The organism is Mesorhizobium sp. M6A.T.Cr.TU.017.01.1.1 (assembly GCF_004023115.1).
Lineage (GTDB): Bacteria > Pseudomonadota > Alphaproteobacteria > Rhizobiales > Rhizobiaceae > Mesorhizobium > Mesorhizobium mediterraneum.
In genome coordinates this window covers 43322-68660 of record NZ_RZTA01000009.1, presented here as the reverse complement: position 1 = coordinate 68660, position 25339 = coordinate 43322, and the positions used below count along the sequence as shown (strand labels likewise).

Genomic DNA, 25339 nt, shown 5'->3' with positions numbered 1-25339 from the left:
ATAGAGACCCGGTCATGAATGACCGGGTCTCGCAGTTTTCCAGTTGGAACGATCACTGCGCCCAGGCTTTCCAGTCGGCTTCGTGGGCGGCGATCCAGGCAGCGGCGACGTCTTCCGGCGTCTTGCCTTCGAGATCGATCTGGCCGCTCATCTTGTTGAGCTCGTCGGTGTCGACCGTGTAGTTTTTCGCAACCTTGTAGGCGACCGGCCATTTGTCCTTCATGCCGGCCCAGGAATACTTCCAGATCTCGCCATGCGGCTTGCCGCAGTCATATTTTGCCTCGGGGTTCACGCCCCATTTCGGATCGTTGTAGCACTCCGCCGTATGGTCGGGGAATTCGATCCATTCGCCCTTGTATTTGGCTGGCGCCCAATGTGGCGAATAGACCCACAGCATGATCGGCGCCTTGCGCTGGTAGGCCGATTCCAATTCGGCGAACATCGCCGCATCGGTACCGGCATGGATGACGGTGAAGGGCAGCTTCAGCGCCGCGGCACGCTCGTCGTCGAAACCCTCCCATGTCACGGGGCCACCGAGATAGCGGCCGTTCGGCGCCGTTTCGGCGGTCGAGAAGGCTTCGGCGCATTTGGGGTCCTTCAGCGCCTCCCAATTCGGCAGGCCGGGGCATTTCTCCTTCATGTATTCGGGATACCACCATTCTTCCTTGGCCTTGGGCCCGAGCTTGCCGAGGCGTTCGGTCTGCCCGGTCGCATCCGAGGCCTTCATAGCTTCGCCGGCCGTCGTGTCCCAGAATTCCATGGCGACAGAGAGGTCGCCATTGGTGAGGCCGGTGGTCAGGCTGGAGAGATAGTCGGCGGTCGGGTACTCGACCGTGTATCCAAGCTTTTCAAGAATGCCGCCGAGGATCTTTGCGTTCAGATTGACACTGGTCCAGTCGAACAGCGCGATCTTGATCGGGTCGTTGGATTCCGGCGCCGCAGCCTGGGCCGAAGGCGTCAGTGCACTTGCCGCGGCAAGTGTTAGTGCTCCCATTGATAGTCTCGAAATCATACTCCGCAGTGACATGCTTGTTCTCCTGTCAAGCTCTGGTGGAAGTTATCGTTCGTTCCCTTCTTCTCGTCTTTTTTTGATTGTGTTGGAAAAGCTGGTCGTTGCGCAAGGCCATAGGCACCACATTGCTGCCGGCGCAGACGGAATGATGCCCAATTCGATGAAGATGTCGTGCGGGACGGGTCGCGTCATGGCTGCCGTGCTGCCGAAGCAGTGATCCGCGGATCGATCGCCGGTCTTGCGGCGCCCTCAAGCTTGCGAGCCATCAAGGTCCTATGATGTCGCTGTCGGCAGTCGCCGAAGCCATTTTCATGGGATGAAATTATATATACCAACGTTCATGTCGCGCAACGCATAATGCTATTCGCAGGCGGGTAAGGCGGCGTCCGAAGGAGGATCGACGGCGTTGCGCCTCGCGCCTCTTCCTTCTCCCCTTGTGGGAGAAGGTGGCCGAGCGAAGCTCGGTCGGATGAGGGGTGCTCCAGCTTGGCACTAACAGCGCTCCGGCCAGCACCCCTCAACCGTCTTGGCGCTGCGCGCCAATCCACCTTCTCCCACAAGGGGAGAAGGAAAGAAGCGGTGGCGCCTCACGACATGATCAGGCCGCCATCGACATTGATCGTCTGGCCGGTGATGTAGGCCGCATCGTTGCTGGCCAGAAAGCTGACCAGGCCGGAAACATCCTCGCCGCTGCCGGCGCGGCCCATCGGGATGTTCTTCACCCATTCGGCCATCAGCTCGCCCGGCTTGTAGTCGCCCATCAGCCTGCCCCATGCCGCGTCGTTATAGGCCCACATGTCGGTGTCGATGATGCCGGGACAGATCGCGTTGACGGTGATCTTCTCCTTGGCCACTTCCTTGGCAAGACTCTGGGTGATGCCGACGACGCCGAATTTAGACGCCGCATAATGCGGCGTGTAGATGAAGCCCTGCCGCGCCTGTCCGGATGCGGTGTTGATCAGCCGGCCGCCGTCGCCATGCTTGCGGATGCGCGCGATCGCCTCCTGGCAGCACAGGAACACGCCCTTGGTGTTGACCGCCATCACCTTGTCCCATTCGGCCTCGGTCATCGCCTCGATCCTGGCGATGGTGATGACGCCGGCATTCTGCACGGAGATATCGACGCGGCCGAATTGCTGCTCGGCCAGATCGTAGAGGGCAGCGACCTCGTCCTTCTTGGTCACGTCCATGCGCAGTGATGCGACCTTGGCGCCTTCCGCCTTCAGTCCGGCAGCGACCTCATCGACGCGCGGGTCGATGGCGCTGACAACGACCGCAGCACCTTCGGCCGCGAAGCGCCTGGCCATTGCCGCACCGATGCCGCCGCTGGCGCCGGTGATGACTGCCGTCTTACCTTCAAATCGCTTCTGCATTTTCTCTCCTACCAGCAGACGAAGCCGCCATCGACGATCAGGTCGATGCCGGTGACGAAACTCGAGGCGCGGCTGGCCAGGAACACGGTCGGGCCGACCATCTCCTCCGGCGCCGCCATGCGCCCCATTGGTGTATCGCGCTCGAAGATCCTGACCTGGTCGGCGACCTCCGGCCGCTTGTTCATCGGCGTCAGCGTATAGCCGGGGCTGACGACATTGACGCGCAGGCCACGATCGGCCCATTCCATGGCAAGGCTCTTCGACATGTGGATGACGGCGGCCTTGGATGAATTGTAATGCGCCTGGGTCAGGCCGCGGTTGACGATCGAGCCCGACATCGACGCGATGTTGATGATCGAGCCCTTGCGCCGCGTCAGCATCGCGCGCGCTTCGGCCTGGCAGGACAGGAACACGCCGCTGACATTGACGTCGTAGAGCTTCTGCCATTTCTCCAGCGACAGCGTCTCTGCCGGCTCGGCGGCAGCGACGCCGGCATTGTTGACGGCGATGCTCAGCGCGCCGAGTTCCTTCTCCGTGCATTCGACCGCCGCCGCGAGATCGGTCTCTGAAGTCACCGTGCCGGTCAGCACCAACGCCTTGCGGCCAAGCGCCGAGATCCTGTGCGCGGTCTCGTCCAGCCCGCCCTTCGAGGCATGGCCGAAACAGGCGATATCGGCGCCGGCTTCGGCTAGGCCGATGGCGATCGCTTGCCCGATGCCGCTCCCGGCGCCGGTGACGAGAGCAACGTCCCCATGAAGATCGAATAGTTTCATCGAAATGTTCCCTGTTGAGCCGCCGGTGCTGCCTAGGAAGGAAGGAAGGGGCGCCAGTCTTGGCTGGCGCCCCGCGCGGTCCGGTGCTTGGGAGAATATCACCTGCTGCGCTTTGTTCCGATTCCCCGATCGCTGGTTACGTCCTAGCTTGTGGCAAGTTCCATGACGGCGACGTTACTCGCTTCGCTGCGGTCGAGAATTCCGCGCTGGCGGCCACGGCTAAGCACCAGCACGCGATGCGACAAGCCGAGCACTTCCTCGAGATCGGAGCTCACCACCACCACCGCCATGCCGGAGCGGGCGAGGTCGGCGATGACATCGTAGATCGCCGCGCGCGCGCCGACATCGATGCCGCGTGTCGGCTCGTCCAGGATGAACACCTTGGGCGGCCGTGAAATCCATTTGGCGATGATCACCTTCTGCTGATTGCCGCCGGAAAGCTTGCTGATCGCCTGGTTCGGCCGGCCCTTGACGCCGAGCCTGGAGATGCCGGCCTCGGCGAATTTCTGCACTGCTTTCGGGAACACCCAGCCGTTCGGCGCGACATGGTCGAAATTGCCGATCGCCAGATTTTCGCCGATGGTCTGGTCGAGCACCACGCCTTGCGCTTTGCGGTCTTCCGGCACCAGCACGACGCCGGCCTTGATCGCGGCCGCTGGGCCATTGAGATGCACAGGTTTGCCGGCGACGCGCACCGAGCCGGAAGAAATCGGATCGGCGCCGGCGATCGCCCGCACCAGCTCCGTGCGGCCGGCGCCGATCAGCCCGGCGATGCCGAGGATTTCGCCGGCCCGCACCGAAAAGCTGACATTCTGAAAACTGCGTTCCGGCGAGGACAGGTTCTCGACTTCGAGCAGCGCCTCGCTGCCCGGCTCCGAGAGCGGCGGGAACATCCGCTCGACGCTGCGGCCGACCATCTGCTCAACCACAGTGCGCACCGGGATGTCGGCGCGCTCGTGCCGGGCGACGATGCGCCCGTCGCGCATCACCACCACACGGTCGGCGATCTCAGCGATCTCGTCCAGCCGGTGGCTGATATAGATGAAGGACATGCCTTCCGCCTTGAGCTTGCGGATCTGCTTGAACAACAGCTCCGTTTCCTCGCTGCCAAGCGCTGCCGTCGGTTCGTCGAAGATCAGAAGCTCGGCATTGAGCGTCAGCGCTTTTGCGATCTCGACTTGCTGCTGGGCGGCGATGCGCAGCGTGCGCACCTTGCGCTCCGGCGAGACATCGAGGCCGAGGCGCCTCAGCTGCGCCGATGCCTGCGCATTCATTGCCGCGCGGTCGATGCGGCCGCCGCGCATCAACAGGCGCCCGACATAGACGTTCTCGGCGACCGACAGGTCCGGCAGCAGCTTCAATTCCTGGTGGATCATGCCGACGCCGGCGTCGATGGCCTCGGCGGGAGAGGCGGGGGAATAGGGTTTCCCCCGCCATGTGATGCTGCCGGCATCGGGTTTGGTCGACCCGGCGATGATGTTCGAGACGGTGGACTTGCCCGCGCCATTTTCTCCAAGCAGCGCCACGACCTCTCCCGGTCGTACCTCGAAGCTCGCATCGGCCAGGACCTGGACCGGTCCGTAGCTCTTGCAGAGGCCGCTGACGAAGAGCCCCAGATGCGGGGCCTGCGTATGGCTGGGATCCAAGGACATCGTTCCGCTACCGATTGTCAGGGATGCTTGGCGATGAATTGATCGACATTGTCCTTGGTGGTCAGCGTCGCGTCCTGCAGCTGTTCTGCGGCAACGGTTTCGCCGGCCACCAGCTTGATCGCCGCATCGACGGCAAGCCGCCCCATGCCTTGTGTCTGCTGCGTCGCGGTCACGTCGAAGACGCCGCCTTTTAGTGCCTTGAGCGCCGCCACGTCGCCGTCGAAGCCGGCAACCCAGACCTTGTGGCCGGGATTGGCGACCTTGACCGCTTGTGCAGCACCGAGCGCCAGCGCGTCGGCCTGGCCGATGACGATCGAGACGTCGGGATGCGACTGCAGCAGGTCCTGCGTCAGCTTGAAGCCTTCGTCCTGGTGCCAGCCTTCGCTCCACAGCTCGCCGACCACCTTGATGTCGGGATAGGCGCTCAGCGCTTCGCCGCAGCCCTTCGAACGGTCGACCTCGGGCGTCGTGCCTTTCTGGCCATGGATGATGATCAGCTCGCCCTTGCCGCCGGCCTGCTTGGCGATGTAGTCGCAAACCGCCTTGGCCGATGCCACGCTGTTGGTGGCGATGAAGGTGTCGCCGGGCGCGCCGTCGGCGTTGCGGTCGACATTGATGACCGGGATGCCTGCAGCCTTGGCCGTCTTAGTCGGCACGGTGGCGGCAGTTGCGCCGGCCGGGATGTAGATCAGCGCATCGATGTTTTGCGTGATCAGGTCCTGCACCTGGCTGACCTGGGTCGCCGAATCGCCCTTGGCGTCGACGGTGACGATTTCGATGCCCTTTTCCTTGCCGTAGGCTTCGACGGACTGCTTGATCTGGTTGAAGAAGTCGGCCTGTAGATTGGCGACGGCAAGGCCAAGCTTCTTGGCCTCCTTGGCCGAGGCCATGTCGGACAATCCGAGCAGCGGAATGACGGCCGCGGCAGCAAGCAGCAATGAACGTTTGGTCAGCATGTGTTTCCTCCGTTGATGTTCAAATCTGTTCTGCCGGCGCATCACGGCGCCCTTGGCCGAACAACTCCCAGTTCGGATCAACCGATCCGTTTTCGCCCGGACACCCGGGCGAATTCTTCATTGCGTTCTGCGCCGCCATGTGTCCGTGGCAACCGCCAGCGCGATCACGATACCGATCACCACCTGCTGGATGAAGGGCGACACGCCGAGCAGGTTCAGCCCATTGCGCAGCACGCCGATGATGAGCACTCCGATGGCGGTGCCGCCGATCGAGCCGACGCCGCCCGACAGGCTGGCGCCGCCGATCACCACCGCCGCGATCGTGTCCAGCTCGTAGCCGAAGCCGGAGCTCGGCTGGACGGAATCGAGCCGTGCTGCAAGCACGATGCCGGCGAGCCCGGCCAGCACGCCGCAGATCGCATAGACCCAGTTGGTCAGCGACTTGACCGGTATGCCGGACAGCCTGGCGACCTCGGCGCTGCCGCCGATGGCATAGAGGCTGCGGCCGGTCGCGCGGTAATTCAGGAAGATCGCGAAGATGATGGCCAGCACGATCATCAGCCCGACGGTGACCGACAGGAAGCCGAAATGGCGAATGATCGACAGGCTGGTGAACCAGTCGGGAAAGCCGATGATCTGCGAGCCGTCGGTGATCATGTTGGCAAGACCGCGCGCCACCGACATCATGGCCAGCGTGGCGATGAAGGGCGGCAGCTTGGTGACGGTCACGAGCAGGCCTGAAACCAGACCGCAAAGTCCAGCAACGACAAGTGCCGCGACGATCCCAGCGGGCATGCCGAGATTGAGATAGTCGGGGTGGGCGACAAAACCCATCACCATGGCGGCGAGCGCCAGGACGGAGCCGACGGACAGGTCGATGCCGCCGATCAGGATGACCAGCGTCATGCCGATCGCCATGATGCCGAGCACCGTGACCTGGTCGAGCACGTTGAGGATGTTGCGGACCGTCAGGAACGTGTCGGTGGTCAGCGACAGGGCGAGGCACAGCAGCACCAGCCCGATCAGCGGCCCCATGGTCCCGGCGAACAGGGCAGAAAGCTTCGCGCCCGCCGCGGCCTGCGCATTTGGGCCGGCTTTCAACTCGCTTGCACCGTTGCTCACAGCCATTTTGTCTCCTCCACCAGCAGTTCGGCGATGGGTCGCCGGCTCGCCGCTGTTCACCAGGCACCTCCCTGTGAACAATTTATCTTTGGTATGCAATTTTGTTCAGCTAAACTGTTCATCGGAAAATTGTCAAGCCCGCGGCATCATTCCGCCCTGGTTTGCGCCAACAGGCGGGTTGCCTTACGGAAGAGCACGAAATGCGGCGTTTCAGGTCCGGTCTCATCCCTGCGAATTCATTCCAGCTGCTTGAGCAGGGCAGGACGGCCAAGACAAAGTAAATGTTGACCATTTGGCTTTCATCTCGCGTTGTGGACGTTATCCTGTCGATATCTTAAATCTTGAATCCTGGGCACGCAGAACGATTTCGTGTCGCTTGGTCGGATATGCCATCTGAATGGCATCTAAAGATCCGGACGACCGCGGGAGGGCAAAAAGATGGCGATGATAGAGAATGACAAGGCCTCGCGCTTCCCGGATGTCGAGCTGAAGGCCCGTGCCGCGTGGCACTATTATGTCGAGGGTCTGACGCAGGAGAGGATTTCGGAGATCCTCGGCATCGGCCGCATCAAGGTGCATCGTATCCTCTCCGCCGCGCGTGAGGAGGGCGTCGTCCAGTTCCGCATCCGGGACAGCGTCGTCGAATGCATGGTGCTGGAAGAGGCTCTGAAGCAGCGTTTCGGGCTCAGCCAGGCCGTTGTGGTGCCGTCGGCCGCCGACCGGAGCAACGCGCCGCTGATGATCGGCCATGCCGCGGGCGCCTATCTGGCCGACAACGTGAATGCCGGCGATGTCATCGCGCTCGGCTGGGGGCGGACGCTGAAATTCGCCATCAATGAATTGCCGCGGCGGCCGATCGCCAGGACGACGGTGGTCTCCATGCTGGGCGGCCTCACTCACGCCCAGCCGCTCAACCCGACCGAAAGCGCTTGGGAATTCGCCGAAAAGATCGGCGCCGAGTGCTTTTTGCTGCCGGTCCCGGTCTATGCCGACAGGCCGGAGCAGCGTGACGCCTTCATGAGCCAGCGCAGCGTTCAGGACGTCGTCTTCCGTGCGCGCCGGGCAAACATCGCCGTGCTCAGCGTCGGATCGTTTTCCAACGACAGCCCGATCGCCAATTACGGCTTCATCAAGCCCAGCGAACTCGAGGAGCTGCAGGCGGCTGGCGCCGTTGGCGATATTTTATGTCATTTCATCGACGCCGAGGGCCGACTCGTCGACCATGAGGTCAATCGCCGGGTCTGCGCCTATCCGCTGCAGGATCTGGCGGACATCCCGGCCATCATCCTGGTCTCGGGAGGGCAGGAAAAGATTGCCATCATGCGGGCGGCGCTCGCCAACACCAAAGTGTCGGTTCTGATCACCGACGAGGATGCGGCCAAGGGCCTGCTCAACCGCTAGCCCTTTCCGAGCGCCTCAAGCCGCACATGGATGTCGCGCGTCGCCTGATAGAGGTCGCGGTAGATCGCCTTGCGCGCGCGGTAACCGGAGACCAGCCCCTCGACCGGATCGACATGCCTGGTCGGCGGTGCGGTCATCGCCTCGGCCGCCGTCTGGGGCGAGGCAAACCATCCGACGGCCGAAGCCGCCAGCACGGCGGCGCCGAGTGCTGCGGCTTCGTTGACCGGTGAGACGGAGAGCGGCCGCTCGAGCACGCTTGCCATGATCCGCATCAGCAGAGCCGAATTGGTGCCGCCGCCGGCCGCGATCATCGCAGCCGGTTTGCCGCCGGCTTGAGTTTCCATTGCCTCGCTGGCGATGGCCTGCTCGAAGGCGATGCCTTCCAAAACCGCCCGAAAAAGGTGCTTCGGCTCATGATCCAAGGACAGGCCGACAATGGCGCCGCGCGCCGCGCCGTCCCAATAGGGGCTCATGACACCGGCCCAGTACGGCATGACAAGCAGGCCTTCGCTGCCGGCGGCAACGTCCAACGCCGCTTTTTCAAGTGCGGCGGCAGACGGCGAACCGGTCGTGCGAACGACCCAGTCGACCAGCTGCATGCCCGAGCGCAGCACGGTCTCCAGCATGAATCCTGAGCCGGTCGGCGAGACCAGCGTCCGAAACGCGTCCGACGTCGTGATCCCATGGGAATAGCAGCCGCTGACGACGCCCGAGCCGAGCGAAAGATAGCTTTTGCCTTCGCCATAGACCCCCATGCCGAGGCCCATCGCCTGACCGTCGCCGGCGCCGGCGACAACAGGCGTGCCAGCCTTCAGCCCGGTCAGTCTGGCCACGCTTTCATTGAGTCCGCCGCAGATCGCGCCGGGCGCGACCAGTTCCGGCAACTGGTCCGGCCGCAGTCCGGCGGCCGCAACGAGCTCAGGATGCCAGGTGCCGTCCTTGACGTCGAGAAGCCCGAGCGGATCCGCACTTGCCGTGCTGGTGACCAGTCGCCCGGTCAGCCGGTGGACGAAGAAGCCATGCACATCGACGAGTGCGGCTGCGTCGTCGAGCGCTTGCGGCTGGTGTTCGGCAAGCCAGCGAACAGCATAGAGCGCGGGCGTCGGGTCCGGTGGCTTGCCGCTCCAGTCGCGGATCGCCTCGCGGCCGAGTTCGGACGACAGCTTTATGACTTGCGGGCGGGCGCGCTCATCCAGCCACAGGATCGCCGGAATGAGCGGCTTGCCGGCATGATCGATCAGCGTGAAGGTCTCGCGCTGGTGAGCGATGGAGATCGCCGCCACGCGCGAAGCGCCAACCGCCTCAGTGACCTGCTTCAATGCACCGAGCAGTGCGGTCCACCAGTGTTCGGCGTCCTGCTCGAAATGGCCGGGCTTGGGATTGGCGAGCGGATAGGCTTCGCGCGCCTGGAACAGCTCCTCGCCGTCGCGCGTGAAGGCGATCGCCTTCACGGCCGTCGTCGAGGCGTCGATCCCGATTACGACATCGTCCATCAGGCGGTGATCCGGTGGAGTCAGGCTGCGTTTGTAACGAACCGCCCGTCCGATTGGTCGAGACGACGGCGGATCTGGGTTATCACCATCGAATCGTCGGGTACACAATTTTCATAGGTGAGGAAGTCGCCGGTCTTGACCGGCTTGACCACCTTGGCGCGTTCGGCGAGGCCGAGCGGCAGGGCGCCGCGGGCGCGCGCGTCCTCCCACGTCATGGCGAAGCCGCGATAGTCGTTCTCGCCGATCATGCCGAGCGACTGGCCGAGGCTAAGGTCGCTCTTGGCAACCGCCACCGCCTCGGCCACCGGATGGTCGAGCGGCTCCATGTCGGCGCGCTTGTAGACCACGGCACGCGCCGCCGACAGCGGCACTTCCAGGCTGGTCAGATGGTAGGGCCGGAAGATCGTGAAATAGGGGCCTTTGCCGACCTTGAGGTCGATCATGCGCTCCAGCACCCGCGGATGCCGGGTCTCGATGATGCAGAACACGCCGGGCGCCACGCCCTTGCCGATCGAATAGTCGACCACGCCCTTGCGATGCAACACGCCGCCATCCTCGCGCGGGCAAAGCACGCTGGCGAGTTCCTCAAGCGTTGCGGTCGGGCCATGCATCCCCGGCACGTCGGGCACCAGGCCGGTGGCATTGGCGATCGCCACCATCTCGATCGCCGTCTTCGAGCCGTCGACGAACTCGACCAGCATGCGCGCATTCATGTTGCGCTCGGCCGCCTCCTTCTCGTAGTCGGCCGGCATGGCGTCGATCTTCAGCGGATTGTTTTTGCCCTTGCCGGCGGCGATGATGTTGAAGCCGAGGCTTTTGGCAAAGCCGATGATCTCCAGCGTGCAGGCCGGCTCGTCGCCGGCCGCGCCCGTATAGACGACGCCGGCCTTGCGCGCTTCCTCTTTCAGGAAACGGCCGATGGTGATGTCGGCCTCGACGTTGAGCATGACAATGTGCTTGCCGTTCTTCATCACTTCGAGCGCGAACAGCGTGCCGATGTTGGGATTGCCTGTCGCGTCGATGATGACGTCGATGCGGCCGGCGGATGCCAGCGCATGCAGGTCTTCGGTCACCGCGATCTTGCCGGCCTCGATGGCACGGTCGATCGCCGCCGCATTGCCGGCCTGGACGATGTCGGAGCGGTCGTGGCCGGCGAGAAGTGCTGCGTCGATCGCCGCCTGCGGCCTGACCTCGGAAATGGCGCCGATCCGCATGCCCGGCATCAACGCGACCTGGACGACGATGTCGGTGCCCATCTGCCCGGCGCCGGCAAGCCCGATGGTGATCGGCCCCTGCTGTTCAGCGCGTTGCAAAAGTTCCGCTGCAAATTGCGGATGGGCCATATCGCTTCCTCCAGTTCCTGACGCGCCGCAGCGTCGAGATCATCGTTCTGAACATTCCTATTTCCAAATGAAAAATATTTCAACATGCAATTCGGCAGCTTCCTTCCCAAAGTTGTGTGATTTCGATTTTGTGCCCTGGCATGCGGCTTGACTGCCCAGCCGGCTAATGCACGTCGCCCAAAGGTGCGCAGCGGTTCTGGGATAACGACATGCATAAAAACAAAGGCTTAAAGCCCGTCGATTGCATCGTTTCAACGCGACGCGCTTTAGGGGACGGAGAAGGGCGGTGATCTTTAGGATGCGGACGGCGATGGCCGAGGCGCCATGCTCGGCGCATGCCGGTATCTCAGCTGCCGACCTCGAAGAAGGGCGCGCCGAGCAGGTCGGGAACGACATCGATGCCGAGACCCGGCCCCTCCGGAATGCCCATGCGGCTGCCCGTGACCGGCGGCATGTTCGATGCGGTGCGCACCGTCACCCATTCGTGGAAGGCGATGGCGTGCAGCCGGCGCTCCTCCGGCGTCGACAGCGACAGATGCGCCATCGCTGATGTGTCGATCTCGGCGCCGCCGGTGTCCTCGACGGTGATCATGAAGCCCAGGTCGACCGCAAGATCACGGATCTGGCGCGTCTTGGTGACGCCGCCCAGCCGCGAGATTTTCAGCGTCAGCCCGTCGGCCGCGCCCTTGCGGTGGATGTCGAGCATGTCGTCCAACGAGGCGACGGATTCGTCCAGCACCATCGGCTTGTCGAGCGAGCGGCGCACAGACATGCATTCGTCGATCGTGGTGCAGGGCTGCTCGAACGTGTAGTCGATGGCCCGCGTCGCGTCAGCGAACTGGCGCGCCTGATAGGGCGTCCAGCCGGCATTGGCGTCGCAGAAGATCACCGTGCCTTTCGGCACCGAAGCGGCGACCGCGGTGACGCGCTCGATGTCGTCATGGACGTTGCCGCCGACCTTGACCTGCAGCCGGTGAAACCCGTCCTTGACGATGCGCTCGGCAAGTGCGGCCATGGCGTCGACCGTGCCATGGGTGATGACCTTGTAGAGTTCCGCCGTCTCGCTCTCGCGTCCACCGAGCAGCGTGACCAGCGGCACGTCGGCGGCGCGCGCCGCGAGATCTGAGCACGCCATGTCGAGCGCCGACTTGATGTAGGGATGGCCCTTGAACACCGTGTCCATCAGCCGGCCGATTCTGGCCAAGGCCCGGGGATCGTGGCCGACCAGATGCGGCGCGATTTCTATGATGCCGGCGCGCGTGCCGGCTGCGAAGGCCGGCGAGTAGAAATTGCCGAGCGGCGCCATCTCGCCCCAGCCGGTCAGCCCGCTATCGGAGGTGATGGCGACGATCACCGCGTCGAACGCATCGGCGACACGCCCCTTGGACATGCGATAGGGCCCGTCCACGAAGGGTTGCACGACATGGTAGGCTTTGATGGTTTTGATCTGCACGTGCTTATCCGTTGTTCGCGATGTTCAGATTTGCTGCCGGTTGGCAACGGTCGCCTTGGCGCCTTTTGAAGCTCGCTGTTCGAGGCTGCGCGCATAGGCAAGCAGTTCCTCGAAATCGAGGTCGATATGCTCGCGGGCATGGCGCTGGGCGGCGCGCATGTCGGAGCCCTTCAGCAGCCGCACATAGGTCTCGTGGATGTCTTCGGCAGGCACCGGCTCTTTGCGCGCCCGCTGGTGGAGGGCAAAATACATCTGCAGCCGGCTGGCCAGGCGCTGCCAAGTCTCCAGCAACACCGAATTGTCGGCCCATTCATGGATCAGGCCGTGCAATTGCAGCGCCGTTTCGATCTGGCGGGTGGTGTCGAGGTTGCGCGTCGCCTGCTTCACCGCCTCGTGGCGCCTGTCAAGCTCGTCGAAGAAGCGCTGGTCGCGAAGCCGCCAGGTCAGTTCGATAGCGAACTCATCCAGCACCTTGTTAAGCGAATAGGCATCGTCGATGTCCTTGGCGGTCACGTCGATGACGAAGGTTCCGGCGTAGGGAATGCTGGTCAGGATGCCTTCCTGCACCAGTTCGCGCATCGCTTCGCGTAGTGGCGCGCGGCTCACCCGCATCTGTTCGGCAATCCTGAGCTCGTTGAGTTTTTGCCCCGGTTCCAGCTGGCCGGTCAGGATCGCGCGCCGAAGCAGCGCCACGATCTCGGCGCGCCTTGTCGTATCCGCGATCGGAGCAAAATCCAGCTTCCCCATTCGGCCACTCCATAAGGAACCGAAATCAAGCAGATTGTCGACAATCTAACAAGTAGTTATTTCTGGATTCCGGGCGGAATGTCGGCGACTTCGTTCTCACGCAGCCCGGCCGTAAAAGCCGACTCGTTCCTCGTCGCTGAACATCACGCCTGATTTCTCATAGTAGGAGAACACCGCGATCATGCGCTCGCGTTCGCCTTCGACTGTGGTGACGCGATGCGCGGTGTTCTTGCCACGGAAGACGTTCAGCGTGCCCGGCTTCATGCGCAGTATCTTTGCCTCGGGGTCGCGCCCTTCGAGCAGCCTGGCGACGCCGTCGTAATTGGGATTGTCGTCCGATCGGAGATCGGTGCGGTATTCGAGATCGCCGCCGCGCTGCGCTGCCTGCAACAACAGGGTCGTGGTGAATTCCGAGCGGTCGAAATGCCAGTTCAGCGCCTCGCCGGCGCGGTAGGCCATCACATTGGTGCGCGCCAGCGGGTCCTGCATGACATGCAGCCGCGGCTTTCTCATCGCCGCCGCCAGGAAGCGCAGCAGCGGCTCGTATTCGTAGATGGCGAGCACGAGGCTATCGGGAATCTGGTCGGCGCAGACCGTATGGCTGATGGTCTCGACCTTACGCAGTGCGGGATGGTCGGGAGCGAGTTCCGGGAGATCGGGCTTGAAGTAGATGTTGTGCATGCGCCTGTGCACGTGCGACCGCGTCGCCATGACGGGCTGGATTTCCTGCACCGCCCGTTCGGCCACGCCAGGCCGCAAAAAACCCTCGAGATTGAACATGCCGTCGGCTTCCAGCGCCGCAGCCGAGGTCTCCACGAGGCGCTTCCACTCAGCGCTGCCCTCACGGTCGAGCGGGTACCGCTCCAGATCGAGAATGTCTTTCATCGTCTCATGCTCCAAGGTTCGAGCGTAGAAGACGGCAAAAAAATCTTTCTCTCAACGGCGAAAATTATTAGTCTTCCGCAGGAAAAACTTACGGAAGGTTCATGGAACGGCTCCCCCCGCTGAACGCGATCAAAGCCTTCGAGGTCGCCGCGCGGACTGGTAATTTTACTTTGGCCGCCACCGAACTCGGCGTTTCCTCGGCGGCGGTCAGCCAGCAGATCCGCAATCTCGAGACCTGGTTCGGCAAGCAGCTGTTCGTGCGCAGCGGCAACCGCGTCGCGCTGACCGACGCCGGCCACGCAATCTATCCGCAGACCGCACGCGCCTTGGGCGACATCGCGGCGATCGGTCGGCGCATGCTGGAGGGCGGGCTGAGGACGCGTCTCGTCGTCAGCGTGCCGTTTTCGCTGGCCGAATTGTGGCTGGCGCCCAGGCTGGCCGTTCTTCTCGATGCCTTCCCGCAAATGGCGATCGACGTCCGCGTCGAAGACGATCCCGTCGACCTGATGCGCCAGAACATCGATCTTCGCATCAGCTATGGCGACTATCACTATCCCGGTTTGCGGATGGTCCGCCTCATCCATGACGACGTCCTGCCGGTCTGCGCGCCGGACTTCTGGCAAAGATACGGCAACGATGCATCCAGCCTTGCGGATGTGCACGAGAGCTTGTTCATCCACACCAACTGGGGTCCGAACTATGCCTCGCATCCGACATGGGCGGATTGGTTTTCGGCGTCAGGCGGCAGCCGCGCGCCTGATCCCTCGCATGGACGCCGTGTCGGTCTGTCCAGCTTGGCGATCGTCTCGGCAAGGCTGGGTCTCGGAATTGCGCTTGGCCAGCGGGCCATGGCCCATGGGGACTTGGAAGCCGGGCGCCTAATCGCGCCCTCGTCGGTATCTCTGCGCCTCGGTCATCCCTATTGCGCCTTCATGCCTGCGTCAAAGGCTGAGCGCGCCGATGTTGCCGGGCTCGTCGCGCTGCTTGGAGCAATTCCAGGAAAAGTGCATAGCGGTTTTCCGTCCGGAATTGCGGAAAAACAAACATAGCAAAACGGCGCCCTTGGCGTGGGAGCCGAGGGCGCCGCTGGACCGGACCTGACGGGGGGGTATCAGGTGGCCGGTTTCTGTGGCAGCGGCGAGACCGGCATTCCCGGCCCGATCTTCTGCAGATTGCCTGTTATTACCTGGTCGCCTTCCGACACGCCGCTCGAGATGGCCACCAGATCGCCATTGGTCGGCCCGAGCGAAACGATGCGCTGGTCGACAGTGTTGTCCTTGCCGACGACGTAGAGGTATTTGCCGAGCTGGCTCGATCCCAGAGCAGTCTGCGGCACCATCAGTGCGTCGGGCTGCTGCTTGATGTGCAGCCTGACGCGAACATATTGGCCCGGCAGCAGCGTGAACTTGGCGTTGCCGATCGTCGCCCGTGCGGTGATGGTGCCGGTCGAACGATCGATCGTGTTGTCGATGAAGGTGAGCTGACCTCTCTGGCGCGGTTCCGTATCGCCGGGAAGCAGGACGTCGACATCGATGGGTCCCGCCGCGCGCGCTTCCTCGATCTGCGCCAGATCCGTTTCACTCGGATTGAAAGTGACATAGATCGGGTCGAGCTGCACCAGTGTGTTGAGCACCGTGCCGGCAACACTAACCAGAGTTCCGATAGAGGCCTGGTTACGGCCGACGCGCCCGGCGAACGGCGCCTTGATTTCCGAATAACTCAGATTGAGCTCGGCGGTCCGCACAGCCGCTTGGTTCACGGCGAGCGAGGCCTGGGCCTCGCGCAAGCTGCTGGTGCGCTGGTCGAACGCATCCTTGGCGATGTATCCGCTCTTGGCGAGCTCGGTGCCGCGGCCAAGGTTGGAACGGGCATAGTCAAGCGTTGCTTCGTCGCGCTGGACCTGCGCCTTCGCCTGGTCGAGGGCAGCGTGGAAATCCTCTGGAGCGATCTTGTAGAGAAGGTCGCCCTTCTTGACATCGCTGCCGTCGGGCGCAACCTGCTCCTGCAGATAACCCGGTACGCGCGCTTGCAGCGTGATGCTGCGGATCGGCTCGGTGCGGGCCGCATAGTCGAGATAGATCGGGATCGTTTTCTTGACGACGCTCACCACCGGCACCGGCATGACAAATGCTGCGGGCTCGGGCGCCGCGGGTTCGGGCGTTGCTGCACCTGCCGTGCCGGCGTTGAGGCCGAAATTGCCCATGTCGAGCAAGTGAACGCTCGCCATCGAGATCGCCCCCAGGGCGACGGCCGCTCCCAACGCAATTTTCCATTTACGCATGATCAATTCTCCAATCCTATTCGGCCGCTTCGGCCAATCGCTCGAAAGCGGGTTCCGCAGTGGGTTCAGTCGGCTCGGCAACGGGTTCGCTCTTGCTGCCGCGCTCGCGCAGTTGCTCGATCACCGCATAGAAGACCGGCACGAACACCAGCGACAGGATTGTCGCCGCGACCATGCCGCCAAAGACGGTGGTGCCGATCGACTGGCGGCTCGCTGCACCGGCACCTGTGGAGAACATCAGCGGCAGCACACCGAGGATGAACGCGAAGGCGGTCATCAGGATGGGCCGCAGCCGCAAACGCGCCGCTTCCATTGCCGCGTCGACGATGCTGAGACCTTCCTCGCGCCGGCGCCGGGCAAACTCCACGATCAGAATGGCGTTCTTTGCCGCCAGCCCGATCAGCATGACGAAGCCGATCTGCGAATAGACGTCGATCTGCATGCCGCGCATCAACAAGGCGACGAAGGCACCAAACAGGGCAAGCGGCACCGCGAGCAGAACCATGAAGGGCATGGCCCAGCTCTCATATTGGGCGGCGAGGATCAGGAAGACGAAAACCATGGCGAGACCGAAGACGATCGAGGCGATCGATCCAGCCTTGAGCTCCTGATAGGTGATGCCCGTCCATTCGTAGCCAAAATCCTTCGGCAGTGCCGTGGCAGCGGCACGTTCCATCGCCGCGACCGCCTGGCCTGAGGAGTAGCCGGGTGCAGCACCGCCGTTGATCAGAGCCGATGCATTGTTGTTGTAATGCGGGACGGTTTCCGGGCCGACGATAGGCACCAGCTTGCCGAGCGTGCTCAACGGCACCATGCCGCCGGAGGCGTTGCGCACATAGAGCCGCGAAATGTCGGCAGCACCCGCACGCGCATCCTTGTCGGCCTGGATCGTCACCCGGAAGGTGCGGCCGAACAGGTTGAAGTCGTTCACATAGAGCGAGCCGAGATAGATCTGCAGCGTGTTGAACACGTCAGGCAGGCTCAAGCCGAGCAGCTTCGCCTTGTTGCGGTCGAGGTCGTAGTTGAACTGCGGCGTCGACGTCGAGAACGACGAGAACAATTGCTGCGGGTTGAGCTCGGGTTGCTTGCGCGCCTCGGCGAGCACGGCTTGCGTCGCATCGTTGAGCGCAGCGCTGCCGCGACCGGTCAGATCCTCCACCTGGAATTCGAAGCCGCCGGTCGTGCCGATACCCGGGATCGAAGGCGGATCGAAGCTCAGCGCGAAGGCTTCCGGAAGTTCCATGAGTTTCGAGCGCACGTCGGCGACGAGCTTCGAGGCGCTCTGGTCAGGGCCGCGTTCGTCCCATGGCTTCAGGATCGCGAATTCCACCGCCGAGTTCGACTGGGCCGCGTTGGTGAGGAAGTTCAAGCCGCTGATCGAGCCGACGATATCGACGCCGGGGGTGTTCTGCAGGATGGCGCGTGCCTTGCGGGCTACGGCGTCGGTGCGCTCCAGCGATGCCCCATCCGGCAACTGGATGACGACGAAGAAATAACCCTGGTCCTCGACCGGGAGGAAGGTCGAGGGCAGTCGCTGCCAGACGAAATAGGTGGCGACAAGCCCGGCCGCGAACAGCCCGAGCATGATCCAGCGCAGGCGGATGAGGAAGCGCACACCATGGGCGTAGGCATTTGACAGCCGTTCGAAGCCCGTGTTGAACCAGCGGAACAGCACGAACTGCGTTGCCGGGCGGTGGCGCAGGAAGGCGGCGCTGAGCGCCGGGGTGAGCGTCAGCGAGACGAAGGCGGAGATGCCGAAGGAGATCGCCACCGTCAGTGCAAACTGATTGTAGAGCCGGCCGGAAACGCCGGGTATGAAGGCGACCGGCACGAACACGGCCATCAGCACGGCGGTCGTGGCGATGATCGGGCCGGTGACCTCGGCCATCGCCGCGCGCGTGGCAGCCAGCGGTTTGAGGCCGGCCTCCAGCTGGCGCTCGACGTTCTCGACGACGACGATCGCGTCGTCGACGACGAGGCCGATCGCCAGCACCATGCCGAGCAGGCTGAGCATGTTCAGCGAGAAGCCGAACATGTACATGACGACGAGTGTGGCGACCAGCGACACCGGAATCGCAATCGTCGGGATGATCGTGGTGCGCCAGCTCTGCAGGAAGATGAACACCACCGCGACAACCAGGACAAGCGCCTCGCCGAGCGTCACCAGCACGTCGTGCATCGACGCCGAGACGAAGCGCGTCGTGTCGTAGTGCATGGCGTAGCTGACGCCCTTCGGGAAACGGCCCGACAGTTCCTGCATCTTGTCCTTGACGCGCTGCTGCAGATCGAGCGCGTTCGAGCCCGGCATCTGGTAGACCGCGAGCACCACGGTCGGGTCTTCGCCGAAGAACGCCGACGACGAATATTGCAGGGCGCCGAGTTCGATGCGCGCAACGTCGCGCAACCGCACCAGCGAACCGTTCGCGGCATCGGCGCGCACGACGATATCGCCGAATTCCTTGGGGTCGCTCAGTCGGCCGACCGCGTTGACCTGCATTTCGAAAGCAGTGCCGGCCGGCGCCGGCGACTGCCCGATCTTGCCGGCCGCGACCTGGACATTCTGCTCGGCGATGGCGTTCTGGACATCGACGGCGGTGATGCCGAGATTGGCGAGCTTGTCTGGATCGAGCCATACGCGCATCGAATACCGCCGCTCGCCGAAGATCTGCACGTCGCCGACGCCTGGCAGGCGCTTCAGCGGGTCGACCACTTGCAGGTAGGCGAGGTTGCTGAGCGCGACCGGATCGACGGAGCCGTCGGGCGAGGTGAGGTTGACGATCAGGACGAAATTCGGGTTCTGCTTCTTGATCGTCACGCCGCCCTGGTTGACGATGGCCGGCAGCGAGGACGCCGCCTGCGAGACGCGGTTCTGGACGTCGACGGCGGCGGTGCTCAGGGAGTAGCCGACCTCGAAGGTGATGGTGATCGTCGACGAGCCGTCATTGGAGCTCGCCGACGACATATAGGTCATCCCCTGAACGCCGTTGATCTGCTGTTCGAGCGGCGTCGTGACGGTGTCGGCCACGACCTGCGCACTGGCGCCCGGGTAATTGGCGCTGACCACGACCTGAGGCGGCGTGATGTCTGGAAACTGCGAGACAGGCAGCAGGAAATAACAGATCGCCCCGGCGAGCACCATGATGATGGCGATCGACGATGCGAAGATCGGTCGGTGGATGAAGAAGTTTACCATGACACGTACGCCTCGCCCGATGCTCTCGCCTGGCCAAAGGCCTTGGCCACTCTGGACAGCCGCTGGATGCGCCTTTGACCCGAATCTTCGAGAAAACGATGCGGCGCCTTGCGGCCGTGCCCTTGCGCATCCGCAAGCGTACGCAGCATCGTCTCGAAAGAGCGCGGGTCGACGCGGTCGGCCTTCATCAGCATCCGGATCATCGGATCCTTAACAACTTCGTCGATCGTCAAATCTTTGCGCTGCGACATCGTAGCGGCTCCTGGCTTGCGATCCGCGGCGTTTGCCGCAGACCGGGTGGTCTTCTTGTTCGCGGCCAAAAATCGCCTAGGGCGCAGTTTCATGCCTGGGCCGATTCGGCGGAGGCTATTCACAGGCGCCTGCGAGATTTGACACGAGGCAATTGGGGTGTTACCAGTAAGTAACATCTAGAAGTTACAGACCGGTAACACCCTAGTCAAGAGGTGGGCCGAGGGATTTTTCGGAAACCCCGGAAACCAAGGAGGTTTTGATGGAAGACGGCACTGCGGAACGCGTCCGCCCCCGGGATCGCATCCTGGAGACGGCACGGGATATGTTCCACAAGCATGGCATCAAGGGCGTCGGCGTCGACGCGATCACTGAGGCCGCCGGTACCAATAAGATGACGCTCTACCGTCATTTCGAGTCCAAGGACGACCTGGTCATCGAATGCCTGCGGGCGACCGCCTGCAGCGCCAACGCGATGTGGCAGAAATTCGAGGCCGAGCATCCGGGCGACAAGCTTGCGCAGCTGCACGCCTGGGTCCGGATGGCTGCCGATTGCCTGTTGATGGACGGTCGCGGTTGCGACATGGCGAACGCCGCCATCGAGTTGAGCGAGACCGACCATCCGGCCCGTCGGGTGATCAAGGAGCTTAAGCAGGCTCAGCGCGATCGTCTGGTCGGCCTGTGCCGGGATGCCGGCATCGGACAGGCGGAACTTCTCGCCGATACATTGTCGCTGCTGCTTGAAGGCGCCCGCGTCAGCCTGCAAAGCGTCGGAGCCGAGGGCCCTAGCGCGCAATTCGTCCGCATGGCGGAAGGCCTGATCACCTCTTTCAGGGCCAGATAGTCTCGCAGGCGGCGGAACGACCGGTGGCGTGTTCATTGCGAGCCGCGCCGCCGAATGCTCTCTTGTCCGTTCGGATGTACCGTCATCGCGCGTCTCCTTTGCCGGTCTGTCGCCGCACCACCGGCGCGACCTGTTGCTTGGTGAGGCAGGATAGGACCGATGGCGAATTGGTGAGAGTGACAAGTGTGACGGGATTCCGGCGGATCCGCTGATCGCGGCTGCAACATGCCCTATCGCTCGCCGAACAAGCCGCTGGCGATCGCCGCTAAATGGCCATTCGACGCGCGGACCGATAATCTTGTCCGGTGATGGTCATGACCCCAGCCTTTGCCCAACACCCGGAGCCGGAACAAAAAAGCCCGCTGCCGGGAGGAGGTGGCAGCGGGCTTGATTTCGAATACGGCACGGGAGGAGGGTGTGCCGCACTCAGCGTCGGCATCGCATCTGGGAGGAGTAGATGGCCGACACCTGCGAAACTACCGATTGCCCAATGATTCGGCAATAACGAAAGATGCATAGCAGATGTGCAGATTTGCTGTATCAACCAAATCTTAACTATGGGGCAGATTGAACGTCGCCCTTTGCGCGGCGTCACTGCACCGGGACGTTTTCCTTGAAGATCAGGCGCGGTTCGATGAACTTCCGCGTCAAATAGGGTGCCGAGGAAGCGATCGAGCCGAGCAGGCGAATGACCGACTGCTCGGCGATCAGCCGCGCGTTTTGGTCGATGACGACATCAAGCAGATCATCGACGAGATAGCCGCGTGTCGCCCTTGTCAGGTCGTGACAGATGAACACCGGCTTCCTTTGCGGCTTGGCTTCCAGCAGCGCTTTCGCCACGCCAGAGCGTCCAGCGCCGACGCAATAGATGCCGAGCAGCTCCGGCTCGTTGTGCAGCGCCTTCATCGTCGCCCTGTAGCTGATATCAGGCTCATCGTTGATCTCGACGGCACTGGTGACGGTCAGATTGGGGAACTCCTCGCTGAGCACGGACCGAAAGCCCATTTCGCGTTCCTCGTGCCCGCGGTAGGAGCGTGAGCCGACGACCATTGCCAGATGGCCCCGGCGCCCGCCCAGGAAACGTCCCATCAACAGCGCCGCGGTGCGGCCGGCCACACGGTTGTCGATGCCGACATAGGCCGATCGCGGTGCGCCCGGCACGTCCGACACCAGCGTGACCAGGCGGATGCCGGCCTCGACGATCTCGCGCAGGATGTTGCGCGTTCTCGGATGATCGATCGCGATGACGCCAACGCCGTTTGCCCTAAGCGAGAGGTTTTCGACGGCTGCCTGCAACGCGCTCGGCGAGATGCCGGCGAGCTTGTGGATCCGGCAGGAGGCGACGAGCGGCAGGCGCGCCGCATAATCCTCGATATGATTTGCCAGATCCATCATGAAGGCGTTGGAGCCGATCGGCAGGAAGAATTCCAGATGCGCCGGCCGCGAGGGCAGTGTGACCTGATCCACGACCGGCAAATAGCCGAGCTGCTTGGCCGCCTCCATCACCCGCTGCCGGTTGGCCGCGCTGGCACCCGGCCGGTTGTTCAGCACCCGGTCGACCGTGGCGGTCGACAACCCGCAGCTTCTGGCGATGTCCGCAACGGTGGCTTTCATGGTCGCAGTCATAGGAGCTGATGTGATCCCGTGCCAGAGATACGGCGAACCCGGCTTCCAACTGGCCCGCTCAGCCCTGCGATTGCTTCCCCTGGACGATGGCGTCGTGGATCTGCTCGTCGGACATGCCGGTGATGATCCGTTCGACTTCCGCGACGTTGGTGTTCTTCGGATCGATATCGTCGGCGACCACCTTGCCGCGCCGCATGACGACGATGCGGTCGACCACCTGGAAGACGTGGTGGATGTTATGGGCGATGAAGATGCAGGAATGGCCTGAATCGCGGGCGCTGCGCACGAAGCTCAGCACGCCTTGCGTCTCGGCGACGCCCAGATTGTTGGTCGGCTCGTCGAGGATGATGAGGTCGCTGTCGAAATGCATGGCGCGCGCGATCGCCACGGCCTGCCGCTCACCGCCGGAGAGCGAGCCGATCGGCGTCGTCGGCGGGATGTTCTTCGAGATGCCGACCTGCTTGAGCAGATCGCGGGCGACCACGTTCATCGCCTCCTGGTCCATGCGGTTGAGGAAACGCGGCGGCTTGATCGGCTCGCGCCCGAGAAACAGATTGCGCGCGATCGACAATTGCGTGACCAGCGCCGAGTCCTGGTAGATCGTCTCGATGCCGTGGGCGATGGCATCGCTGGTGCTGCGGAAGTCCACCTTCTTGCCGCGGATGAAGATGTCGCCGCTGGTCAGCGGAACCGCACCCGACAGCACCTTGATCAGCGTCGATTTGCCGGCACCATTGTCGCCGAGCAGACCGACGATCTCCCTTTCATTGACATGGAAATTGGCGTCGACGAGCGCCTGCACGCGCCCGTAGGACTTGCGGATGTTTTCCATGCGGACAAGCGGTTCAGCCATGGTTCAAGTCCCTGCCTGATGCCGGCGTTCCAGCCATGAATGGAGCGCCATCATGCCGAGGATGATCGCGCCGATGAAGATGTTGTAGGCAAGGCCCGGCACGCCGATCAGCACGATGCCGTTGCGCATGACGCGCAGGATCAGGATGCCGAGCACGGTGCCGATGATGGTGCCGCGTCCGCCGGTCAGCGCCGTGCCGCCGATCACCACCATGGCGATGACTTCGAGCTCGTAGCCGGTGCCGCTGTTGGGATTGGCGGCGGAGGTGCGCAATGAGCTGATGACGCCGGCAAGCGAAGCCATGATCGATGACAGGATGAACAGGCCGATCTTGACGCCGCTGACGTTGACACCACGAGCCTTCGCCGCGTTGGGATTTCCGCCGGCCGCCTGGATCCAGTTGCCGGTCCGGCTCTGCGTCAGCACGTAGCCGAGTGCGATTGCGGCCGCGATGAACCAGAACAGCGACATGTAGATGCGGAACGGTCCAATGAAGAAATCGCCGACCAGCGCCTCGGCGAGCCAGCTGCCTTCGGCGCTCCAGGTGCGTTGCGGAAATCCGTTGGTGACGAACAGGGCGGTGCCGCGCACCACCAGCAGCATGCCGAGCGTCACCAGGAAGGACGGGATCTTGAGCTGCGTCACGAACCAGCCATTGACCAGCCCAATGAAGGCGGCAACCAGCAAGGCCACGACGAAGCCGGCTTCCAGCGAGGTGAGGCCGCTGTTGAACAGGGTCCACATCAAGACGGGCGAGAAACCGAACAGCGATCCGACCGAGAGGTCGAATTCGCCCGATGTCATCAACAGCGTCATCGCCAGCGCGATCAGGCCGAGCTCGACCGTGAAGGCCAGTATGTTGCTGATATTCTGCGGCGACAGGAAGTCGTGGTTGAACCCCCAGAACACGGCGAGCTCGACGACAAGCAGCACGAAGGGCCCAAATTCCGGCCTGGCGATCGAGCGTTGGATGATGGAACTATTTTCCACGTTGGACCCGCGACATGGTTGGAACTGGCCAAGCCTGGCGCCGCATAAAGCGGTTCGAGGTTCGGCGGAATGATGGGGATGACCGCGGCAGGCACCGCCGCGACCATCCCGATCGCGGTGTTATTTCCCGGACAGGATGTCGTCGTAGACCTGCGCAGTGTCCTTTTCGTAGAGCGCGCCGGTGATCACGTCGAACCCGGGCGGGATGCCGCTGGCGGCCATGTTGGCGAGCGAAAGTGCCACATAGCTGGTCGCCTGCGGATCCTGCCACTGCCCGGCATTCACGTAGCCGGTCAGTACCTCCTGGGTGGTATCGAGCGAGTTGCCCCAGCCGACGACCGGGATTTCGCCCGGCTTGATGCCGGCCTGGTCGAACACCCGCTTGATCGAGCCGGTCACCAGATCGCCGAGGCCGATGATCGCCTTGACCTTGGCCCTGTTGGCGGTGAGGTAGTCGACCATGCGGTTGATCGCTTCGGCCTGATCGAGCGTGGCTTCGGTGATCTCATAGGTGATGCCGAGCGGCTCGAAGACGCTCTTGATGCCTTCTTCTTCCTGGACGCCATAGGTGGCGCCCGGGATTTCGACCGGCATCCAGACGAAATCGCCCTTCTTCACCAGGCCCTTGTCGACCAGATACTGCGCCCAGTTCTTGCCGAAGGTGACGTTGTCGCCGCCGACATAGGCGTTGAAGTCCGCCTTCGGATCGGGCGTGTTGAAGTTGATGATCGGGATGTTTGCCGCCCGTGCTTCCTTGGCGAGCTCGATAAGGCTGCCCGGGTCGGGGCTGGTGGTGGTGATGCCGTCGGCCTTGGCGGCGATGGCCGCGCGAACCGCCTCCTGCTGGGATGCCACGTCGCCATTGTGGAACGAGGTATTGACGGTGTTGCCGGTGTCCGTCGCCCACTGCTTGGCGCCGGCTAGGAAATAGGTCCAGACCGGGTCGGCCGGGCCGCCATGCGAAATCCAGTAGAAGGTCTTGGCCTGCGCCGCCGCCGGAATGGCCAGCGCCACGATCAAGCCGAATACAAATAGTCGTAGCCTTGTCAGCATTTGATTTCCTCCCATTTTGAAAACTGCCTCCCTCCGACGA

The 25339-nt window shown here is 63.1% G+C and carries 21 protein-coding genes; 3 read left to right on the top strand and 18 right to left on the bottom strand.

The genetic code is table 11. The annotated features are described in order from the left end of the window. Positions 1-52 precede the first annotated feature (52 nt). From EOB36_RS04850 to EOB36_RS04825, 6 genes are all read right to left on the bottom strand, one after another. Positions 53-1027 carry an ABC transporter substrate-binding protein gene (locus tag EOB36_RS04850; protein ID WP_128284409.1) on the bottom strand — a complete coding sequence of 325 codons (975 nt, stop codon included), beginning with the start codon at positions 1025-1027 and terminating at the stop codon, positions 53-55. A gap of 572 nt (positions 1028-1599) precedes the next feature. After that, positions 1600-2385, bottom strand: a complete 786-nt coding sequence (locus tag EOB36_RS04845; protein WP_128284408.1) for an SDR family oxidoreductase — start codon at positions 2383-2385, stop codon at positions 1600-1602. A gap of 8 nt (positions 2386-2393) precedes the next feature. Beyond that, a complete protein-coding gene (locus EOB36_RS04840; RefSeq protein ID WP_128284407.1) occupies positions 2394-3158 on the bottom strand; it encodes an SDR family oxidoreductase in 765 nt (254 codons plus the stop codon). Positions 3159-3301: 143 nt separating this feature from the next. Continuing rightward, complete coding sequence (locus tag EOB36_RS04835; protein WP_127289697.1) at positions 3302-4810, bottom strand: sugar ABC transporter ATP-binding protein; 1509 nt, start codon at positions 4808-4810, stop codon at positions 3302-3304. A 17-nt stretch (positions 4811-4827) separates the two neighbouring features. Further along, positions 4828-5766, bottom strand: coding sequence for a sugar ABC transporter substrate-binding protein (locus tag EOB36_RS04830; protein WP_127205097.1), 939 nt, complete (start codon positions 5764-5766; stop codon positions 4828-4830). Positions 5767-5883: 117 nt separating this feature from the next. Further along, a complete protein-coding gene (locus EOB36_RS04825; RefSeq protein ID WP_128284406.1) occupies positions 5884-6894 on the bottom strand; it encodes an ABC transporter permease in 1011 nt (336 codons plus the stop codon). A 432-nt stretch (positions 6895-7326) separates the two neighbouring features. Here EOB36_RS04825 and EOB36_RS04820 point away from each other — a divergent pair, with 432 nt between their 5' ends. Then, positions 7327-8289 (top strand): sugar-binding transcriptional regulator, encoded by a 963-nt coding sequence (locus EOB36_RS04820; RefSeq protein WP_095483908.1) that lies wholly within the window; start codon positions 7327-7329, stop codon positions 8287-8289. On the opposite strand, the gene EOB36_RS04815 is transcribed toward EOB36_RS04820, so the two are convergent. The 5 genes from EOB36_RS04815 to EOB36_RS04795 all read right to left on the bottom strand — a co-directional run bounded on the left by EOB36_RS04815 (position 8286) and on the right by EOB36_RS04795 (position 14210). Next, positions 8286-9782: an FGGY family carbohydrate kinase gene (locus tag EOB36_RS04815; RefSeq protein WP_128284405.1), complete on the bottom strand. Its 1497-nt coding sequence runs from the start codon at positions 9780-9782 to the stop codon at positions 8286-8288. The genes EOB36_RS04820 and EOB36_RS04815 overlap by 4 nt on opposite strands. A 20-nt stretch (positions 9783-9802) precedes the next feature. Beyond that, on the bottom strand, positions 9803-11125 hold the full coding sequence (locus EOB36_RS04810) for a homoserine dehydrogenase (RefSeq protein ID WP_128284404.1): 1323 nt from the start codon (positions 11123-11125) through the stop codon (positions 9803-9805). A gap of 346 nt (positions 11126-11471) precedes the next feature. After that, complete coding sequence (locus tag EOB36_RS04805; protein ID WP_095483911.1) at positions 11472-12578, bottom strand: mandelate racemase/muconate lactonizing enzyme family protein; 1107 nt, start codon at positions 12576-12578, stop codon at positions 11472-11474. Positions 12579-12602: 24 nt separating this feature from the next. After that, entirely contained in the window at positions 12603-13325 is a 723-nt protein-coding gene (locus tag EOB36_RS04800) for a GntR family transcriptional regulator (RefSeq protein WP_095483912.1), read from the bottom strand. Positions 13326-13421: 96 nt separating this feature from the next. Further along, positions 13422-14210: a 2OG-Fe(II) oxygenase gene (locus tag EOB36_RS04795; protein WP_095484018.1), complete on the bottom strand. Its 789-nt coding sequence runs from the start codon at positions 14208-14210 to the stop codon at positions 13422-13424. A gap of 101 nt (positions 14211-14311) precedes the next feature. Here EOB36_RS04795 and EOB36_RS04790 point away from each other — a divergent pair, with 101 nt between their 5' ends. After that, the gene (locus tag EOB36_RS04790) at positions 14312-15259 is read left to right on the top strand and encodes a LysR substrate-binding domain-containing protein (RefSeq protein ID WP_127205094.1); all 948 of its coding nucleotides are present in this window, start codon (positions 14312-14314) and stop codon (positions 15257-15259) included. 62 nt (positions 15260-15321) lie between these two features. Here EOB36_RS04790 and EOB36_RS04785 read toward each other — a convergent pair whose 3' ends face one another. Genes EOB36_RS04785 through EOB36_RS04775 form a run of 3 tightly spaced genes read right to left on the bottom strand, consistent with a single transcriptional unit; the run spans position 15322 to position 19935 of the window. Then, positions 15322-16491 carry an efflux RND transporter periplasmic adaptor subunit gene (locus tag EOB36_RS04785; RefSeq protein WP_095483914.1) on the bottom strand — a complete coding sequence of 390 codons (1170 nt, stop codon included), beginning with the start codon at positions 16489-16491 and terminating at the stop codon, positions 15322-15324. 16 nt (positions 16492-16507) lie between these two features. Next, positions 16508-19684, bottom strand: a complete 3177-nt coding sequence (locus EOB36_RS04780) for a multidrug efflux RND transporter permease subunit (protein WP_095483915.1) — start codon at positions 19682-19684, stop codon at positions 16508-16510. Then, positions 19678-19935, bottom strand: coding sequence for a hypothetical protein (locus EOB36_RS04775; protein WP_095484019.1), 258 nt, complete (start codon positions 19933-19935; stop codon positions 19678-19680). Before EOB36_RS04775 ends, EOB36_RS04780 begins: the two co-directional genes overlap by 7 nt. A 260-nt stretch (positions 19936-20195) precedes the next feature. Here EOB36_RS04775 and EOB36_RS04770 point away from each other — a divergent pair, with 260 nt between their 5' ends. After that, positions 20196-20777, top strand: coding sequence for a TetR/AcrR family transcriptional regulator (locus EOB36_RS04770; protein ID WP_095483916.1), 582 nt, complete (start codon positions 20196-20198; stop codon positions 20775-20777). A 591-nt stretch (positions 20778-21368) separates the two neighbouring features. Here the strand turns inward: EOB36_RS04770 and EOB36_RS04760 are convergent. The 4 genes from EOB36_RS04760 to EOB36_RS04745 form a co-directional block, all read right to left on the bottom strand. Next, positions 21369-22391: a LacI family DNA-binding transcriptional regulator gene (locus EOB36_RS04760; protein WP_095484020.1), complete on the bottom strand. Its 1023-nt coding sequence runs from the start codon at positions 22389-22391 to the stop codon at positions 21369-21371. 70 nt (positions 22392-22461) lie between these two features. Then, positions 22462-23256, bottom strand: coding sequence for an ATP-binding cassette domain-containing protein (locus EOB36_RS04755; RefSeq protein WP_095483917.1), 795 nt, complete (start codon positions 23254-23256; stop codon positions 22462-22464). Positions 23257-23259: 3 nt separating this feature from the next. Then, positions 23260-24246 (bottom strand): ABC transporter permease, encoded by a 987-nt coding sequence (locus EOB36_RS04750; protein WP_095483918.1) that lies wholly within the window; start codon positions 24244-24246, stop codon positions 23260-23262. Between the two features lie 120 nt (positions 24247-24366). Next, positions 24367-25299: a substrate-binding domain-containing protein gene (locus EOB36_RS04745; RefSeq protein WP_095483919.1), complete on the bottom strand. Its 933-nt coding sequence runs from the start codon at positions 25297-25299 to the stop codon at positions 24367-24369. Between the last annotated feature and the right edge of the window lie 40 nt (positions 25300-25339).

Bases quoted from the DNA above. Each gene is read 5' to 3' on its own strand.
- EOB36_RS04850 (WP_128284409.1), bottom strand. From the start codon at position 1,027: ATGTCACTGCGGAGTATGATTTCGAGACTATCAATGGGAGCACTAACA.
- EOB36_RS04845 (WP_128284408.1), bottom strand. From the start codon at position 2,385: ATGCAGAAGCGATTTGAAGGTAAGACGGCAGTCATCACCGGCGCCAGC.
- EOB36_RS04840 (WP_128284407.1), bottom strand. From the start codon at position 3,158: ATGAAACTATTCGATCTTCATGGGGACGTTGCTCTCGTCACCGGCGCC.
- EOB36_RS04835 (WP_127289697.1), bottom strand. From the start codon at position 4,810: ATGTCCTTGGATCCCAGCCATACGCAGGCCCCGCATCTGGGGCTCTTC.
- EOB36_RS04830 (WP_127205097.1), bottom strand. From the start codon at position 5,766: ATGCTGACCAAACGTTCATTGCTGCTTGCTGCCGCGGCCGTCATTCCG.
- EOB36_RS04825 (WP_128284406.1), bottom strand. From the start codon at position 6,894: ATGGCTGTGAGCAACGGTGCAAGCGAGTTGAAAGCCGGCCCAAATGCG.
- EOB36_RS04820 (WP_095483908.1), top strand. From the start codon at position 7,327: ATGGCGATGATAGAGAATGACAAGGCCTCGCGCTTCCCGGATGTCGAG.
- EOB36_RS04815 (WP_128284405.1), bottom strand. From the start codon at position 9,782: ATGGACGATGTCGTAATCGGGATCGACGCCTCGACGACGGCCGTGAAG.
- EOB36_RS04810 (WP_128284404.1), bottom strand. From the start codon at position 11,125: ATGGCCCATCCGCAATTTGCAGCGGAACTTTTGCAACGCGCTGAACAG.
- EOB36_RS04800 (WP_095483912.1), bottom strand. From the start codon at position 13,325: ATGGGGAAGCTGGATTTTGCTCCGATCGCGGATACGACAAGGCGCGCC.
- EOB36_RS04795 (WP_095484018.1), bottom strand. From the start codon at position 14,210: ATGAAAGACATTCTCGATCTGGAGCGGTACCCGCTCGACCGTGAGGGC.
- EOB36_RS04790 (WP_127205094.1), top strand. From the start codon at position 14,312: ATGGAACGGCTCCCCCCGCTGAACGCGATCAAAGCCTTCGAGGTCGCC.
- EOB36_RS04785 (WP_095483914.1), bottom strand. From the start codon at position 16,491: ATGCGTAAATGGAAAATTGCGTTGGGAGCGGCCGTCGCCCTGGGGGCG.
- EOB36_RS04780 (WP_095483915.1), bottom strand. From the start codon at position 19,684: ATGGTAAACTTCTTCATCCACCGACCGATCTTCGCATCGTCGATCGCC.
- EOB36_RS04775 (WP_095484019.1), bottom strand. From the start codon at position 19,935: ATGTCGCAGCGCAAAGATTTGACGATCGACGAAGTTGTTAAGGATCCG.
- EOB36_RS04770 (WP_095483916.1), top strand. From the start codon at position 20,196: ATGGAAGACGGCACTGCGGAACGCGTCCGCCCCCGGGATCGCATCCTG.
- EOB36_RS04760 (WP_095484020.1), bottom strand. From the start codon at position 22,391: ATGAAAGCCACCGTTGCGGACATCGCCAGAAGCTGCGGGTTGTCGACC.
- EOB36_RS04755 (WP_095483917.1), bottom strand. From the start codon at position 23,256: ATGGCTGAACCGCTTGTCCGCATGGAAAACATCCGCAAGTCCTACGGG.
- EOB36_RS04745 (WP_095483919.1), bottom strand. From the start codon at position 25,299: ATGCTGACAAGGCTACGACTATTTGTATTCGGCTTGATCGTGGCGCTG.